Source organism: Roseococcus pinisoli, from assembly GCF_018413645.1.
Lineage (GTDB): Bacteria > Pseudomonadota > Alphaproteobacteria > Acetobacterales > Acetobacteraceae > Roseococcus > Roseococcus pinisoli.
Genome location: NZ_JAHCDA010000001.1, coordinates 215,293 through 229,678 on the forward strand (window position 1 = coordinate 215,293; position 14,386 = coordinate 229,678).

Sequence of the window (14,386 nt, forward strand, 5' to 3'; positions counted from 1 at the left end):
TCAGCCCGCCCCCCGCCAGGAGGGCCCTGTCACGCGCGACAGCGCGGGCAGCCGCACCGGCTCGGCCAGCAGGCAGCCCGAGACGGCGTCCAGCGCATCGTCGCGGGCGCCGCGGAGTTCGGGTCGCCATTCGGCCATCTCGCGCACGAATCCGGTGCGGAAGACGCTGTCATGCGCGTGCAACCGGCGCGCGGCCAGCAGCGGATCGAAGGCGGCGAGGATGCGGTCGGCCTTGGCGCGGTGGCTGGCATGCTCCACCACGACGCAGGCCGCGCCGGCCCGCGCCATCTCGCGTCTCAGCAAGGCCGGCAGGAAGCGGCCGAGGCCGTTGGTCTCGACGCGCAGCACCGGCAGGCGCAGCTCCTGCGCCAGAGCCGCGACCTGGCGGCACTGCTGCGTCGCCGGATCGTCGGGCGCGTCCTCGCGCTGGGTGATCCAGGCGAGGCGATGGAGGTAGTGCCCGCCCTCGCCATCCGTATAGGTCGCGGCCAGGACGGAACCGTCCCCGCCCTCCACGCGCCCGAAGGAGGGATCCCAGAAGCCGCCGCCCGAGGCCATGCGCCGCCCCAGCAGCCAGAGCTGCGCGCAGCCATTGGCCTCGCGATACTCCACCTCCTCGGCGTAGCGCAGCAGCAGCGCGGGATCGAGGCGCGCGGCCCCGGCGGCGATGGGCTGGAGCAGCATCTGGCGCTGGAAATGCAGCGGGCCGACGCGCCGGCGCAGCGCGGCGATGGCGGCCTCGGAAAAGCGTTCCGGCCAGGCGCTGCGGCCCGTTGCGTCCTCGATCGGCACCTCCAGGCGGCGGTAGCCCGCTAGGAAGGGGTCGCCCGGGCGGTAGAGGCTCTCCTCCGTGTGCGGCGTGCCGACATAGAGGATGGTGCCGCCCGGGGTCAGGACGAACTCGGTCTCCGCCAGCCGCTCCCGCAGGTCGAGCCGCTTGCCCGGCGTGTCGCAATTGCCCGCGACCTCCACATCGTCGCAGATCACGAGCTCGGCGCGCGCACCGGTGATGTTCCCCTGCAGGCCCTGCGCGAGCATCGAGGGATCGCGCAGCGCGCCGGGCCGCGCCACCGTGAAGCGGTCGGCCGCCCAGGCCTCGTCGCGCTCCGGCAGCAGCGGCGCGCAGAGGGGATGGCGCTCGATGATACGGCGGACATGCCCGACCATCTTGCCCGCCAGCGACTGCTCGGCCGCGAGCACCAGGATGCGCAGCTCCGGCCGCCGGTACAGCGACCAGGCGCAGAAGAGCCCGATCAGCGTCGATTTGCCGCAGCCGCGGAAGGCCATCAGCAGCCGGCGCTGCGACGGCGCTTCCTGTTCCAGCCAGCGGAGGATGCGGCGATGCACGGGCGGCGTGCCCAGGCCCTGGAGCCGGTTCCAGACCCAGACGAATTCCAGCAGGTCAGCCGGCGTCTCCGTCGTCATCGGGGGGCGTCTCCTCTGGTGGATCATCGGACAGGCCGCCGATCTCGCGGCGCGCCTCCCCCAGCGCGGCCCGGCATTCGTCGAGCGCCTGCGCCGCCTCGTCCTCCGAGGCTCCGGAGAGCTTGAGCAGCTGCTCGATATGCCCGAGCGCCGACTTCGCCGCGGCATGCCGGGCGCCGAAGGCCTTGGGATCGGCCTCCCCCTCCACGCGCGAGGCGCGGAGGAAGCCCATGTAATCGGCCATCACCTCGGCGACGGCGGGCGCGAGGTCGGGCTCGGCGACGGGGCGCGGCTTGCGGCGCTTCAAGACTTCACCAGCCGCACGCGCACCGTTCCTGGATTGAGGTCCACCCCGGCGGCGGTGCGGTTCCAGGCGGTGACGGACACCACGTCCTGCGCGCCCACCTGCGCCAGGAAGAGCACGCCCGAGGTCGCGAGGCTGAAGGCCGCCTGCACGAAGTCGCCAGGCCGCGCGCCGGGCAGCGGCACGTTGAGCTGCGCCGTGGCGCCGGCGGCGATCAGCGGCGCATCCCACTCGGCCTCGGCCTTCAGCTCGCGCGAGCCATGGCGCAGATCCGGCAGGCCGTAGAGCAGCGGCGGCGAGACGGCCGGATCGGTGCAGAGCCGCATGGCCCGCACCTCGTAATTCGCGCCGATCCGCGCCACGCCGATGATGGCAAAGGCCACCGCCGGTTCCAGCCGCACGACCTGCAGCCTGGTGAGATCCGCATCCGTCATATCGGCCGAGCCCTGCCACCATCGCGCGGACTCGCTCCAGGTGAGCGACATGCCCGAGGCACGCACGAGCTGGCCCGCGCCGCTGGTCAGCAGGTTCATGGCACCGTCGAAGCACTGCACGACCAGGCGCGGATTATCGGCATCCACGGCGAGCGCGAATTCCCGCGCGCGCCGCGCATCGACGACGAAGCCGAGCCCGCGGCCGCCGGGAAGGATCACCCCGCGATCGGTCAGCACGAAGCTCTCCAGGCCGGGAAAGGCGAAGTCGGCCAGCGTCGCCGCGCCGCCGCCGACATTGGAGGAAAGGCAGGCCAGGCGGTCGAAGCCTGTCTGCGTCGCCGTCCAGCGGAAGGCGGCGGCGCGCAGGCTCGGCACGCTGCCGACCTCGCGCGTGAACTCGCGATGCGCCGCCGCCTGGTGCAGCCCGCGCAGCACCGCGCCGACGCGCGTGGCGCCGGGACCATAGAGCACGTCGAGTGCATAGCCCTGGCTCGCCCAGGCGATCTCGTAGACGTGGTCCTGCGCATTGGCGGTGTGGTGCGCGGCATAGGGCGAGCAGCCCTCCATGCGCAGCCCATAGGCCATGACCGCGCGGCTGCTCACCTCCGACAGGAAGGGGATGCCGAGGATCGCCGGCCGGTCGCGGGCCTGGAGCTCGAAGGCCGGGCCGAAGAAGACGTGGCGGTTGTGCGCGACATAGGCGCCCGGTGCCGCCGAGAAGCGGACGCCGTAGCGGCTGAGGGTCGGATGCAGCGCGCTCGCCACCGCGAAATGCCCGCCATGGTAGCGCATGGAGGTGTTCCAGCCGGCCGCGGTCTGGCAGCGGATGTCGAGGCCGATGCAGTTGTTGACGATGCGGCCGAGGAAGAGGTTGCTGTCCTCGAAGCCGCGCTCCACGCCGAGCGTGCGGATGCCGACGGTGAAGCCCTCGGCGAGATGCACCTCGACCAGGCAGGCATCCATGTTGCGCAGCAGGATCCCGACATCGTCGAAATCGGTCCAGTCGCTGACCGTCGCGCGCGCCACACGCAGGCCCTTATAGGCCTTGGTCGCGTTGCGTATGGCGCCGCCATCGCCGATCGTCAGCGCCGCCCGGCCGCCGGGGCCCGCATAGAGCAGGCTGCCGCGCATGGTCAGGCCCGCGGCATTGCCGGACAGCGCCAGCGGCATGGTGGTGCGGAAGGTACCCTCGCCGATCACGAGGTAGCGCCCGGCGCTGCCCGCCGCGTTCATCGCCGCCTGGAGTGCCGGCCCGTCATCGGTGATGCCGTCGCCCACCGCGCCGAAGTCGCGCGCCGTCAGCGTCTCGGCCAGCTTGTCCTCGACGCTGCGCGGGATGGCGCCGGGAAAGGCCGCGGCCAGCACGCCGCTGCGGTCATAGACGGTGACCTCGCCCAGGGAGTTGAAGCCCAGCAGCTTGTCCGCGCGCGCCTGCCGCAACGGCAGCACGGTGCCCGACGGCGCCTCGGATAAGTCGAGGCGCAGGGTGCCGGAGACGTCGTCGCGCACCTCCTGCAGGGAGGCCATCTGGCTGTCCAGCTCGTCGTTGAGCGTGGCCGCGCGCAGCACGCCGTTCGACTGGAAGTCGGTGACGCGCGTGATAGGAAGCCGGCGCAGGATAGTGACGCGCGTGCCGGCCGCCGGTGCCTGGGCGAAGCGCAGCGTGCCGCCGCCCGAGCGGCCCGCGCCATCGACCGTGTAGCCGAAGCGCGCGGGCACGCTGTCGCGCAGCACGGCGATGTCGCCGGCCTGGAAGATCGGAAAGGGATAGGTGAATTCCGTCTGCACGCCGTCAGCGACGTAGTGCACGCGCGGCGCGATATCGCCGATGCGAATGTGCTCGGACATCGTTTGCTCCGAAGATCGTTGGTTGGCGGCAGGGATGTCAGTCCAGCAGGTTGCGCAGCGCGTTGCCGAAGGTCGGCGCCGCGCGCAGCCAGGTCGTCAGCGAGCCGTCCGGCTGAAGCAGGGAGGAGCGGCCGGCAGCAAGGCGCGCGCGAAACAGCGCGTCGCTGTCGGCCTGGCCGGCGGCGGCATCGGCCTTCAGCCCCTGCGTCACCACGGCGGCCGAACCGTCGTCGACGGAAAGGCCGCCGCTGGCCAGGCGCGCCCGCACCGAGGCGACGGTGCGCGCCACCTGCTCGCCACGCGCGCGCTGATCGGCCTGCTGCTGGAGCGTGAGCTGCTGCTGCCGCGCGACCTCCTGCTTCTGCGTCAGCTCGGCCTGCGCGCGCTGCGTCGCGGCGTTCTGCTGCAGGGCGCGGTTCTGCGCATAGAGGCCGACGCCAGCCGAAGCGAGCGTCGCGAGGGAACCCAGAGCGGCCATCAGTCGTTCGTCCTCATGTCGGTGGTGACGGAGAGCAGCGTGAGCGGCAGCGGCGCATCGCCCTGGATGCGCCAGAGCGGACGCATCGCGTCGCGCCGCCAGCCGAGCGCGGAGAGCCGCACGTCGCCGCTGAAAAGCGGCGGCGCGGCATCGAGCACCGGCGTGTCCAGCCGGCGGAAGGAGACCGGCGCCGGGCCGCGGCCGAGATCCACGTCCAGCGCCGAGGTCTCCAGCAGGCGGAAGCCGACCGAGACCAGGCGCAGCGGTGCCGCGCGCGCACCGGCGGCGCTGAACATCTCCGGCGGCAGCGGCTCGATCTCATGGGCGAAGCGCAGGCCGATCTGCGCGCTTCGCGCCGGAGCGTCGAGCGTCACGGCGCCGTGCGAGACGGTGGCATCGTCGCGCGGCGCGCCGTCCGCAAGGATGCCCGCCGCGGCCCCTTCGAGATGCGCGAGGCCACTCCAATGGATCTGGGCAACGGCTGCCATGCCGTCCAGCGCGGCGTCGAGACCGAAGCCCGGCTCGAAGCGTTCCAGCCGCGTGGTACCGAAGCGCTCCACCACGACGAAGACGCGCCCGTCGAGCTCGGCGACGCTGCGGAAAGCGCCGTGCGTCTCCTGTCGCGTCCAGGCCGTCACCTCCTCGTTGCGGAAGAGGGTGAGCGTGGCCATGCCGCCATCCTCCATGACGACGTGCAGCAGGCGCCGGGTCTGGTCGTAGGCCATGGCCACGGGCCCGCGGAGAAGGTGCTGCGCGACCATGCCGAGGTCGTTGGACTGGTAGGCCTGCTGCACGTCCGTATAGGCGAATTCGTGGATCGCGCTGCCGCTGCGCGCGGCGAAGATGGTGCTGCCGTCGACATCCACCGGCTGGATCAGGCGCGCGGGGCTGCTGCCGATGCGGGTCTGCCTATTGAGCTGGATGGAGGAAGGCGTCAGCGGCTCGCCCGTCACCATCCATTCGCCGCCCGTCGTGAAGACCTGCAGGTGGCGGCCGGAGAAGACGGCACGGATGGCGTTCACCTGGTCCGAGAAGAGGCCGAACTCGATGCCCTCGTCGTCGAGACCGCTGCCCTTGTCGAAGTCGAAGAGCGAGCCGGAGCGCGAGAGCCACAGGCGGTTGGGCAGGTCGCGTGAACCGCCGATGACGAGGCGGTCCTGATGGAAGCAGGCGGTGACGGGAAAGCCGCGCGCCCAGCTGAAGACTGCCTCCTCCCAATCGGCGCTGGGCTGCGTGTCCGGCAATTCCTCGGCCAGGGCCAGCGTCGCAGTGGTGGCCGAGGCGACGGCGCTGATCGTCCCCAGCCGGCCACGGAAGCGGAAGGCGGAATGCAGCTGCGCAGGGCTGAAGATGGGCGCCGAGGCCGTGACCGCCACATGGCCCGCAGTGCCGTCGGGCGTGAGCGTCACCTCCGGCGCGGCGAAGCGATAGGTGGGCGCGCGCGCCCAATGCCAGCCTTCCAGCGTCCAGGCGACGTGGCTCGTGCGCGTCAGCCGCTGCGGCGGCAGCTCGGGATGGCAGATCAGCAGCGTGTCGGCGCTCTGCGTGAAGGCGAGCTGCGGCAGCTGCGCCTCACCCCAGGGCGTGCCGCCCTGCGCGACCTGCGCGTCGTTCAGGAACACGCGGAAGGCGCCGGCGGTGAAGACGAGAAGGTAGGTCTGCTCCGTGTTGAACTCGAAGGCGAGGAGGCGCGCCGGGCCCGGCAGCATCGCGACATGGCGCAGCCCGGGCCGGCGCGTGACGCCGCCCGTGGGCTGGATGAAGACATTGCGCAGACGCCTGGCGCCATTCGCATAGGCGCGAAGATCGCCCCGGCCGAGCAGCTCGGGCGCGAGCTCGCCGGCCGTGAAGCTCGCCTTGAGCTGGCGGGTCGCGGCCATGGCTCAACCCCGCGCCGCGATGAGGGGAAAGCCGTCGAGCGCGCGCGTGGTGGCCTGCTGGCTGTCCGCGCGGCGGGCCGCGCGCAGCTCGGCTTCGGCCTGGCCGAAGAGCATGCTGGCCCGGGCGCTGCTTTCGGTCAGCGGGACGCAGAATTCGGCGGAGAGCCGCGCGACGAGGGCGGCGGCAAAGAAGGCTGGGAAGGTGCTTTCGTCCGGCCGGAAGATGTAGGTCAGCGTCACCTGCACGGCATCCGCGTGCAGCCGCCCCTCGAGCAGCCGATAGGACAGGCCACGCCCGGCCCCCGGCGTGCCCGCCGAAAGCGCGCGCAAGAAGCCCGGCGGCAGCTGGAAGGCGTGGCCGAAATCGGCCGTGGGCTGGGCCGCCAGGCGCGGCAGCGTGGCCTGGCCGGTCGCGAAGCTCCAGGGATGCATGGAGAGCAGCGCGTCGCGCGTGCCGGCATAGAGGCCGGAGGCGATCTCGGCCTCGGCCGTGCCTTCGTCCAGCGAGGCGATGGCCTGCGCGCCGATGCGCAGCAAGGCCCGCGTGCAGAGCTCGAGCGCGGTGAGCGCCATGGGGAACCTCCGGAGAAGGATAAGGAAAAAGCGGCACGGAAGACCCGTGCCGCCGAGCGCGCGCTGCGAGCGCGGCGAAGCCCAGGCGCGCGCCCGGCGCCTGAGACGGGCGAAAATTATTCCTTGCAGCGCATCCGGACGACGCCGGCGTCATCCACCAGGCACGCGCCCTGGCTCATCATGCTGTTGACGAAATGCGCCGCGCGGTCGCCATGCCAGGAGACGTCGGTGGAGATCTCCGCGCCCGCTCCATGGCCGATCGCCGTTCGGTGGTAGAAGTAGCAGCTGCGGATCGTGCCGGTGAGCGTGAGGCCGGTATGCGGAATCCAGGTCGCGCCCAGCCAGCGCTTGGCCTGCGTGCCCTTCCAGGGCAGCTCGTCCGAGCCGATATATTCGGCGTTGGAGAATTCCTGCAGCGTCAGCAGCTCGCTCCACTGCTTCCAGCCGACGACGGCGTAGCGCTGGCCGTCATCGGGCACCTCCATCGCGCCCAGCATCTCGAAGGCCAGCAGCACCTTCGCGCGCGTCAGCCCGTCGGCGTCGGTCTGGCCCGTGCCGGTGCCCAAGGCCTGGCGCGTGCCGAGGTCGAGCGCCGCGATGATCATCTCATCCGTCTTGCGGCCGAGCGCATAGGCGCCGGAAGCCGCCAGCACGGCGATCTCGTCCGCATTGGTCTTGAGGTCGTCGAGCTTGTCGATCCAATCGCCCGCATAGTGATCCTGCAGGAAGCATTCGACGGCCGAGTATTCGAGGTTCATCACCGGCACCACGCCGTTGCGCGCCTTGGAGGTCGCGGTGCCGCGACCCACGCGCTGAAAGACGGTGCTGGCGCCCTTGATGTCGGACTTGCTGCGCACGGTGGGGCGGAGCTTCGAGCCCTGGCGCTGATAGGCGAGGTGAACCTCGGCCTGATACTGCTTCACGAAAGCCTGATCGATCGTCCCGGACATGGGGTTCTCCAGAAGGGTGCTTTTGGGGAAGCGGGGCCTGCGGTTGACCGGGATCGGGGCCGCAGGGCGCCGCGCGGGCCCGCGCGCCCGAAGGCCAGGTTCTGCGCAGGCAAAGAGGACGCGCCCGCCGCGCGCGGCGGCAGCAGCGGCGGGCGCGGGCCGCCGGTTCCCGGGGAGGGAGGAACCGGCGGCCTCGCGGGGCGGGCGCGCGAAGAATCGCGCGCCGCTCGCCCCGGAACTGGTGAAGGAAGGTGCGGCTAGCCGCTCACCAGCTTGCGGAAGCCGTCCGTCACGCGGCGGACGAATTCCGGCTCGCGCTGCCGCCAGTAGCGCGCGTCGCGCATCATCCGGCGCAGCTCGCCCTCATCCATCGCGGCCGGCGCCGCCGCGTCGCGCACCAGGCTGGGCTCGCCGCCCTGCATCATCCGCTCGAGCGCGATCACGCCCTCGGAAGTCGCGGCCAGCGCCTCGAAGACCGCGGGTGGCAGGTTCGCGCGGCCCCAGGCGGAGACCTGCGTCGCCACGCGGCGGAAGCGTTCCTCGCCGCCGAAATGTGCGCGCAGCCGCTCCGTCTGGCGGTCGGCCTCGAACTGCTGCGCGGCCTCGGCGATCAGCGGCAGCAGCCGCTCGGAAGCGAGGTCGTAGACCAGCTGCACCTGCGCGCAGGAGAAGCCCGCCGCATGCAGCCGCGCGTTGATCTCCGGGTCGGGCCCGCAGAGTTCGTGCCGCGCCTCGATCGCGTAGCCCTCCGGACCTTCAGGGATGTCCAGCATCTCGCGCCAGCGCCGGCGCTCCTCCTCGTCGGCGCTCTCGGAGGGCGGGGCCAGGCGCTGGGAGAGGCGGCGCTCCAGCTCGCGATAGCTCTTCAGCAGCGCCTCCACGCGCAGCGCCCCGGCCTCGGCATCCCAGAATTTCTCCGGGATCTCGGACGGGCGGGCGGAAGCGGCGGGCGCGGCCTGCAGCAGGTTGTCGGGCATCGGGGACATCACTCCGGGCTGGGGACGGGAAGGAGGATCTCGGCGGGCGCGCCGAGCGTGCGGGCGAGCCAGCGCGCGGCCGCCGGCGCATCGACCTGCGCGGCGGCGACCGCGCCCATCTTCGAGACGGCATCGAGGAAGAGCAGCGTATTGGCCGCATCCGCCCGCCCCTGGACGCGGGCGAGCGGACTTTCGTAGCGCAATGCCACCTGGCCGTGATCGAGCAGCACGGGCGGTACCTCGCCCCGCCGCGCCAGGATCGCGAGGCTGCGCGCGACGAGCGGCGTCAGCAGCTCCGACTGCAGGCGCCCGTAGGTGGCGCCGAGCAGCCGCGCGGTCTGCGCGCTGCGCTCCAGCACCTCGGTCGCCGTCATCCGCGCGTCCTGCGGCGTGCCCAGCCGATCGGCCAGCAGCGCCGAGCGGATGCGCGCGCGTAGGTCGTTCAGCACGAGCTGCGAGACGTCGAAATTGCCCGGCGCGGCGAGCGGCGTGAGGCCCGCGCTGCCCGGCGCCTTGGGGATGATCGCACCCGGGATGAGCTGCACCGTGGCGGGGTTCAGCACGCCGTCATCCTCGGCCTGCCACATGCCCGTGGCGGCGATGGAGGCGTTCTTCAGCACCAGCTCCACCACGCGGTTGGCGGTGCGGATATCGGGCAGCGCCTTGATCACCGGACCGCGCCCATAGACCTCGCCCGGCGCCTTCAACCATCGGAACGCGATGAAGGGCCCATCGGCGAAGCGCCCCTGCGCGACGAAGACCGGCGCCTTCAGGGCCGGGGCGTCGAGCACGGCGGCGTAGCGATGCCCCGCACCATCGGGCCAGACGGCCTCGACTAGGCGATGGCGCGGCGGATCGGCCTCCTCGGCCTCCGCCTCGCGGAGCATGCCGCGCGGCAGCTCGGCGAACGGGAAGCGGCGCAGCAGCTCGGCCGTGGTCGGTCGCGCCTCGCGGAAGACGGTGTCGAGCCGGCCGGTCACCCCCTCCTCCAGGATGGCGGTGCGAACCGGCACGGCGGCGAAGCGCAGCGCGGAGACCTCGCCCGGCGGCGCCTCCTCGACGAGCATGATGCCCGTGCCGGTGATGACGAGGTCCAGGAAGGCCTGGTGCATCTCCAGCGCGAAGTTCGAGCGGTCGAGATGCGACTGCAGGACCTCGGCCGCGCGCTCCAGCGCGGCGGCCGAGGCGCGGCCTTCCTCGGTATCCTCGACCGCGCGGACCGGCGCGAGGCCGAACCAGCGCGACCAGGGAGGCGTGAGTTCGGCGAGGAGCGAGGCGGCCAGCTGCTCGGAGGCATCGGCGGCCGTGGCGTCATAGAGCGCGGCCCCCTCGGCCGCCGAAGGCAGGGCATGCGCATAGGCATCGGCCCAGCGGGCCTCATGCGGGCGGCGGGCGGCGACCGCGCGGTCGTGGCGGACGAGGATGCGCTCGGGGCTCATCGGGGGTGGGGCCATGGGCGTCACTCGCCGAGCAGCGATTTGCGCGGGGCGGCGAAGGGCACTTCGGCCAGCACGCCACGGGCCGAAGTCGCGATGGTGCCGGCGACGCCGCCCCGGGCACGGGCGCGGCCCTCCACACGCTGCGTTTCGGCTTCGGTGTCGCGGGCGGCGGCCGAAGCGGCCTCGGCGGCGGCAGGGGCCGGCGGGGGCGCGGGCGGCGCGACGATCACCGGCTTCGGGACGCGGAACAGGCCTGCCATGCGCGGCGACTCCTTCGAATCCTGGGAATGGACTCCCCGTCCCGCGCGACCATCCGAAGAAAAGCGCAGGCGCGCGGACAGCCGTCCGGCAAAACGCCATGCCTGAACGACCGAGAGACCGGGTCCCTGATGGAACCCGGTCTCTCGGCAACGCCAGTCATTCGGGAGAGGAGAGCCAAAGGACGCAATTCGCCCCTTGGCCTGAGTGTTTTAGGTCGGGATCAAAGGAATTGTCAAGAATTTTTTCCTATTTTCTTGACCCCGAAGCAAAGCTCGGAAAAGGCCATGTGGCGTCAGCGCGAAAGGGGCATGCGGACCCAGCGCCGCCCGGCAGACCGCCACGCAACTGAAAGGCACCCCGCGCAGCCCTGCGCCCCTCGCCGGCTCGTCCAGCGGAAAGGGGCCGACCGGCAGCAACCCTGCCCGGCGGTAGAATCCCGGCAGGTCGAAGCCCGGCGGAACATCGAGCCGCGCGGCGAGCAGCCGGCCCGTCAGCGGGTCCAGCACCGTCCAGCCGCACGCATCCTCGAGCGCGGCGAAGCAGTGCCGGAAGCCGCGCCGCAACAGGCGCTGCCAGGGGTGATCGGCGCGGCCGCCGAAGACGATCCAGGCGCGCTGCGCCTCGAGGTGGCGGCGGTGGGCGGGGCGCGCCACGGGGCGGCGCGCCGTCACGCACGAGAACCCGGAAACTCCAGTATTTCCGCGCCCTCCAGCCGTATGGACGGCGCACCGGCGACAATGCCCTTCACCCGCAGCGGCCATTCGAGGCGGTTCATCGCCTCGCGCCAAAGCCGGAAATCGCCGCGCTCCCGCAGATGCCGCGGGTCGGGCGCCGTGCCGCGCTCGCCCCAGATGCGCAGGATGCGCGCATGGGCCAGTTCGATGCGCCGCTGGCGGTAGAGGCGGTCGAGGCACTTGACCACGTCGTCGGGCTCGCAGGGACGCGGCGCGAGCCCCTTTCCGGCGACGATCCGCGCCCCCTCGCGGCGAGCGATGAGGGCGGACATGGTCCAGAACCAGGCCTCCTCGGCGGAGGTGAAAGCTTCGACCCGCGCGAGGCTGACGAGGGGACGGACATGGCGGGGGCTGGGCGACGAGGACATGGACGCTTCGTTCCTTATGGGCAGCTCAAATGAGAACATTAAGGGAACATAGCCATCCCACCACGCCGCCTGCAAGGAGTTTGAGCAACATATTCCTATTGCCTGCTGACCCAACACCTATGATGGTCCTAATCGCATGCGACACGACGACATCTGGCGGGCCATCGATTCGTTGGCTGCCGAGAACGGACTCTCGGCCTCGGGCCTCGCGCGCCGCGCCGGGCTCGACCCGACGGCCTTCAACCCGTCCAAGCGGATCGGGCCGGACGGGCGCGCGCGCTGGCCCTCGACGGAGAGCGTCGCCAAGGTCCTGTCGGCCACCGGAGCGGGGATCGAAGCCTTCGCCGCCCTTGTCTCGGGCCAGGTCGCGCTGCCCAGCGCCTCGCGCGGGCCACGCCCCGGCCGCCGCATCCCGCTGATCGGCCTGGCGCAGGCCGGCGGCGAGGGCTTCTTCGACGATGGCGGCTTTCCCGTCGGCGGCAGTTGGGACGAGATCAGCCTGCCGGAGATCGCCGATCCGAACGCCTATGCGCTCGAGATCGCGGGTGATTCGATGGAGCCCGTCTTCCGCGACGGCGATGCGGTGATCGTGTCACCGGCCGCGCCCATCCGGCGCGGCGACCGCGTGGTGGTGCGCACGCGGCTCGGCGAGGTGATGGCGAAGGAGCTGAAGCGGCAGAGCGCCAAGCGGATCGAGCTCGCGAGCCTCAACCCCGCCCATCCGGACTACAGCTTCGAGCTGCCGGACGTCGCCTGGATGCATAGGATCCTCTGGGCCAGCCAATAGGCTGGCCCCTCAGACGCCGGCGCGCTTCGCGCTTGGCTTCGCCGCGCCACTGACCCGCCGGTTGGAAGGTCGGTTGGGCGGCGCCGGCCGCTATGCGGCCGGATTCTTCAAGGATCTGCCGATCCTGTCAGCAGGCGGAGGCCCGTCGGGACTTACGCCGGATCGCCGGTGTCGGGCGCCAGGCCCGCCGCTTCGATGCCGGCGATGCAGCACTCTTCGTCCTTGGCGGAAACATCGCCCGAGATGCCCACGGCACCCAGCAGGATGTGGTTCGCGTCACGGATCAGCACGCCGCCCTGCGCCGGCACGGCCTTGCCGCCCGTGAGGTCGGAGAGGGCGTTGGTGAAGCCCGTCATGGTCTGCGCCCGCCGCGCGAGCTCGCGCGTGCCGAAGCCCATGGCCAGCGCGCCATAGGCCTTGCCCATTGCGATCTCGGGGCGCGCCAGGCTCGCGCCGTCCTCGCGCTTCGTCACCTTCACGTGGCCACCGGCATCGAGCACCTGCACGCAGAGCGGCAGCAGCCCCAGCTCCTTGCCCTTGGCGAGAGCGGCATCGGCGATGATCTCGGCCTGCGCGAGGGTGAGGCCGTTGACGGCGGCGGGATAAGCGGGCTGCGGCATGACGTTTTCTCCGTAATAGCCCGCGAAGAAGGCCCGGCCGGCGCGCTACGTCAAGCGCCGGCGCGCAGCCAGGGGCGCGGGTCCACCGGCGCGCCGCGCCGCCGCAATTCCATATAAAGAGTAGGCCGCGGCGAGCTTGGCAGCACGCCCACCGGCTCGCCCGAGCGCACGCGCTGCCCACCCGAGACATCCAGCCGGTCCATGCCCGAGAGCACGAGGTGCTGCCCGCCGCCGCAATCCAGGATCACCATGCGGCCATAGCTGCGGAAGGGCGCGGCGAAGGCCACGCTGCCGCTGCAGGGCGCCGTCACCCGCGCGCCCGGCTGGGCCGCGAAGGTCAGGCCACGCGCCGGCCCGCCCTCGCCCGGCGCGTTGAACTCGCGGACCAGGGAACCGGCCACGGGAAAGCCGCCGGGCCCCGATGGCTCGGGCGCGCGGGACGGCGCGGGCGCCGGCGCGACCGCACGGGGCCGGGCCGCGACGGCGGCCTCCCGCCGCGCCTGTTCCTCTTCGCGCCGTGCGCGTTCAGCCTCGCGCCGCGCTTGCGCGGCCTGCTCGCGCTCAAGCCGCGCAAGCGCCTCGGTGATCGAGCGCGCGCGCCCGACGGCCTGCTCCGCGCGTCGCGCGGCATCGCGTTCGGCCGCACTTCGCTCCGCGAGCAGCTGCCGCGCCTGCTCCAGCTGCCGGTCCAGCGCGGCCGAGGCCTGCCTGGCCTCGGCCTCGGCGGTGGCCAGGCGGCGTCGCTCCCGCGCGTGGCTCTCCGCCTCCATCTCGGCGCGCTGCGCCGTCTCGCGCAGCCGCCGCGCCTTCACCTGCGCGTCGCGCAGCATGATCTGCAGGCCTGCGAGGCCCACCGCCACATCCGCCGGCGCCATGGGCGCGGCGAGCAGCAAGGGGCCGGGCTGTGTGGCCAGCCGCATGAGCAGCGGCACCATGGGAGCGATCTCCGCCGCGAGGCGATCCCGCTCGGCCAGCGCCTCGGCGCTGGCGCGCTCGGCCTCCTCCACGCGCTCGACGGCGGCCTCGGCCTCCCGCTCGGCCCGCTGCACGCGCGCGGCACCGGCGATTCGCTCGGCGGCCAGCCGGGCTTCGTCCGCGGCGGCCTCGCGCGCGCTCTCGGCAGCACGGGCCGCGGCCGCGCGCTCCACCTCGGCGGCGCGGCGGGCGGCGGCGGCATCCTGGGCAAAGGCGGGGTCCGCCATGGCGATGCCCATCAGGACCGCCGAAAGGGCGAGGGCTCGAATCACAGGACGAGGTAAACTCAGAGGGGGGCGTGTCGCCAGCGCCGATTTGGCGTGCGAGAACCGA

The 14,386-nt window shown here is 72.3% G+C and carries 15 protein-coding genes; 1 reads left to right on the forward strand and 14 read right to left on the reverse strand.

Annotated elements, in window-relative coordinates; translation table 11 throughout:
• From terL to KHU32_RS01100, 12 genes are all read right to left on the reverse strand, one after another.
• Entirely contained in the window at positions 1-1,425 is a 1,425-nt protein-coding gene (gene terL, locus KHU32_RS01045; protein WP_213668198.1) for a phage terminase large subunit, read from the reverse strand.
• Positions 1,403-1,732, reverse strand: a complete 330-nt coding sequence (locus KHU32_RS01050) for a UBA domain-containing protein (protein WP_213668199.1) — start codon at positions 1,730-1,732, stop codon at positions 1,403-1,405. Before KHU32_RS01050 ends, terL begins: the two co-directional genes overlap by 23 nt.
• A complete protein-coding gene (locus KHU32_RS01055) occupies positions 1,729-4,011 on the reverse strand; it encodes a glycosyl hydrolase family 28-related protein (RefSeq protein ID WP_213668200.1) in 2,283 nt (760 codons plus the stop codon). The genes KHU32_RS01050 and KHU32_RS01055 overlap by 4 nt, the downstream gene beginning before the upstream one ends.
• Positions 4,012-4,048: 37 nt before the next feature.
• Positions 4,049-4,489 carry a hypothetical protein gene (locus KHU32_RS01060; protein WP_213668201.1) on the reverse strand — a complete coding sequence of 147 codons (441 nt, stop codon included), beginning with the start codon at positions 4,487-4,489 and terminating at the stop codon, positions 4,049-4,051.
• A complete protein-coding gene (locus tag KHU32_RS01065; RefSeq protein WP_213668202.1) occupies positions 4,489-6,369 on the reverse strand; it encodes a hypothetical protein in 1,881 nt (626 codons plus the stop codon). Before KHU32_RS01065 ends, KHU32_RS01060 begins: the two co-directional genes overlap by 1 nt.
• A gap of 3 nt (positions 6,370-6,372) precedes the next feature.
• On the reverse strand, positions 6,373-6,942 hold the full coding sequence (locus KHU32_RS01070) for a hypothetical protein (protein ID WP_213668203.1): 570 nt from the start codon (positions 6,940-6,942) through the stop codon (positions 6,373-6,375).
• Positions 6,943-7,058: 116 nt separating this feature from the next.
• Entirely contained in the window at positions 7,059-7,892 is an 834-nt protein-coding gene (locus KHU32_RS01075; protein ID WP_213668204.1) for a phage capsid protein, read from the reverse strand.
• A 257-nt stretch (positions 7,893-8,149) separates the two neighbouring features.
• Entirely contained in the window at positions 8,150-8,869 is a 720-nt protein-coding gene (locus tag KHU32_RS01080; RefSeq protein ID WP_213668205.1) for a capsid assembly protein, read from the reverse strand.
• 8 nt (positions 8,870-8,877) lie between these two features.
• A complete protein-coding gene (locus tag KHU32_RS01085) occupies positions 8,878-10,323 on the reverse strand; it encodes a portal protein (protein WP_213668206.1) in 1,446 nt (481 codons plus the stop codon).
• A 5-nt stretch (positions 10,324-10,328) separates the two neighbouring features.
• Positions 10,329-10,568 carry a hypothetical protein gene (locus KHU32_RS01090; RefSeq protein WP_213668207.1) on the reverse strand — a complete coding sequence of 80 codons (240 nt, stop codon included), beginning with the start codon at positions 10,566-10,568 and terminating at the stop codon, positions 10,329-10,331.
• 210 nt (positions 10,569-10,778) lie between these two features.
• Positions 10,779-11,222 carry a hypothetical protein gene (locus KHU32_RS01095; RefSeq protein WP_249680468.1) on the reverse strand — a complete coding sequence of 148 codons (444 nt, stop codon included), beginning with the start codon at positions 11,220-11,222 and terminating at the stop codon, positions 10,779-10,781.
• 14 nt (positions 11,223-11,236) lie between these two features.
• On the reverse strand, positions 11,237-11,671 hold the full coding sequence (locus KHU32_RS01100; protein ID WP_213668209.1) for a hypothetical protein: 435 nt from the start codon (positions 11,669-11,671) through the stop codon (positions 11,237-11,239).
• A 136-nt stretch (positions 11,672-11,807) separates the two neighbouring features.
• Between KHU32_RS01100 and KHU32_RS01105 the strand changes: the two genes are divergently transcribed.
• Positions 11,808-12,458 carry a S24 family peptidase gene (locus KHU32_RS01105; RefSeq protein WP_213668210.1) on the forward strand — a complete coding sequence of 217 codons (651 nt, stop codon included), beginning with the start codon at positions 11,808-11,810 and terminating at the stop codon, positions 12,456-12,458.
• A 152-nt stretch (positions 12,459-12,610) separates the two neighbouring features.
• Here the strand turns inward: KHU32_RS01105 and KHU32_RS01110 are convergent, their stop codons facing one another.
• Both KHU32_RS01110 and KHU32_RS23380 read right to left on the reverse strand, forming a co-directional pair.
• Complete coding sequence (locus KHU32_RS01110; protein WP_213668211.1) at positions 12,611-13,078, reverse strand: GlcG/HbpS family heme-binding protein; 468 nt, start codon at positions 13,076-13,078, stop codon at positions 12,611-12,613.
• Between the two features lie 50 nt (positions 13,079-13,128).
• A complete protein-coding gene (locus KHU32_RS23380; protein WP_213668212.1) occupies positions 13,129-14,325 on the reverse strand; it encodes a murein hydrolase activator EnvC family protein in 1,197 nt (398 codons plus the stop codon).
• Positions 14,326-14,386: the final 61 nt, after the last annotated feature.

Bases quoted from the DNA above. Each gene is read 5' to 3' on its own strand.
- terL (WP_213668198.1), bottom strand. From the start codon at position 1,425: ATGACGACGGAGACGCCGGCTGACCTGCTGGAATTCGTCTGGGTCTGG.
- KHU32_RS01055 (WP_213668200.1), bottom strand. From the start codon at position 4,011: ATGTCCGAGCACATTCGCATCGGCGATATCGCGCCGCGCGTGCACTAC.
- KHU32_RS01060 (WP_213668201.1), bottom strand. From the start codon at position 4,489: ATGGCCGCTCTGGGTTCCCTCGCGACGCTCGCTTCGGCTGGCGTCGGC.
- KHU32_RS01065 (WP_213668202.1), bottom strand. From the start codon at position 6,369: ATGGCCGCGACCCGCCAGCTCAAGGCGAGCTTCACGGCCGGCGAGCTC.
- KHU32_RS01070 (WP_213668203.1), bottom strand. From the start codon at position 6,942: ATGGCGCTCACCGCGCTCGAGCTCTGCACGCGGGCCTTGCTGCGCATC.
- KHU32_RS01075 (WP_213668204.1), bottom strand. From the start codon at position 7,892: ATGTCCGGGACGATCGATCAGGCTTTCGTGAAGCAGTATCAGGCCGAG.
- KHU32_RS01080 (WP_213668205.1), bottom strand. From the start codon at position 8,869: ATGCCCGACAACCTGCTGCAGGCCGCGCCCGCCGCTTCCGCCCGCCCG.
- KHU32_RS01085 (WP_213668206.1), bottom strand. From the start codon at position 10,323: ATGGCCCCACCCCCGATGAGCCCCGAGCGCATCCTCGTCCGCCACGAC.
- KHU32_RS01090 (WP_213668207.1), bottom strand. From the start codon at position 10,568: ATGGCAGGCCTGTTCCGCGTCCCGAAGCCGGTGATCGTCGCGCCGCCC.
- KHU32_RS01100 (WP_213668209.1), bottom strand. From the start codon at position 11,671: ATGTCCTCGTCGCCCAGCCCCCGCCATGTCCGTCCCCTCGTCAGCCTC.
- KHU32_RS01105 (WP_213668210.1), top strand. From the start codon at position 11,808: ATGCGACACGACGACATCTGGCGGGCCATCGATTCGTTGGCTGCCGAG.
- KHU32_RS01110 (WP_213668211.1), bottom strand. From the start codon at position 13,078: ATGCCGCAGCCCGCTTATCCCGCCGCCGTCAACGGCCTCACCCTCGCG.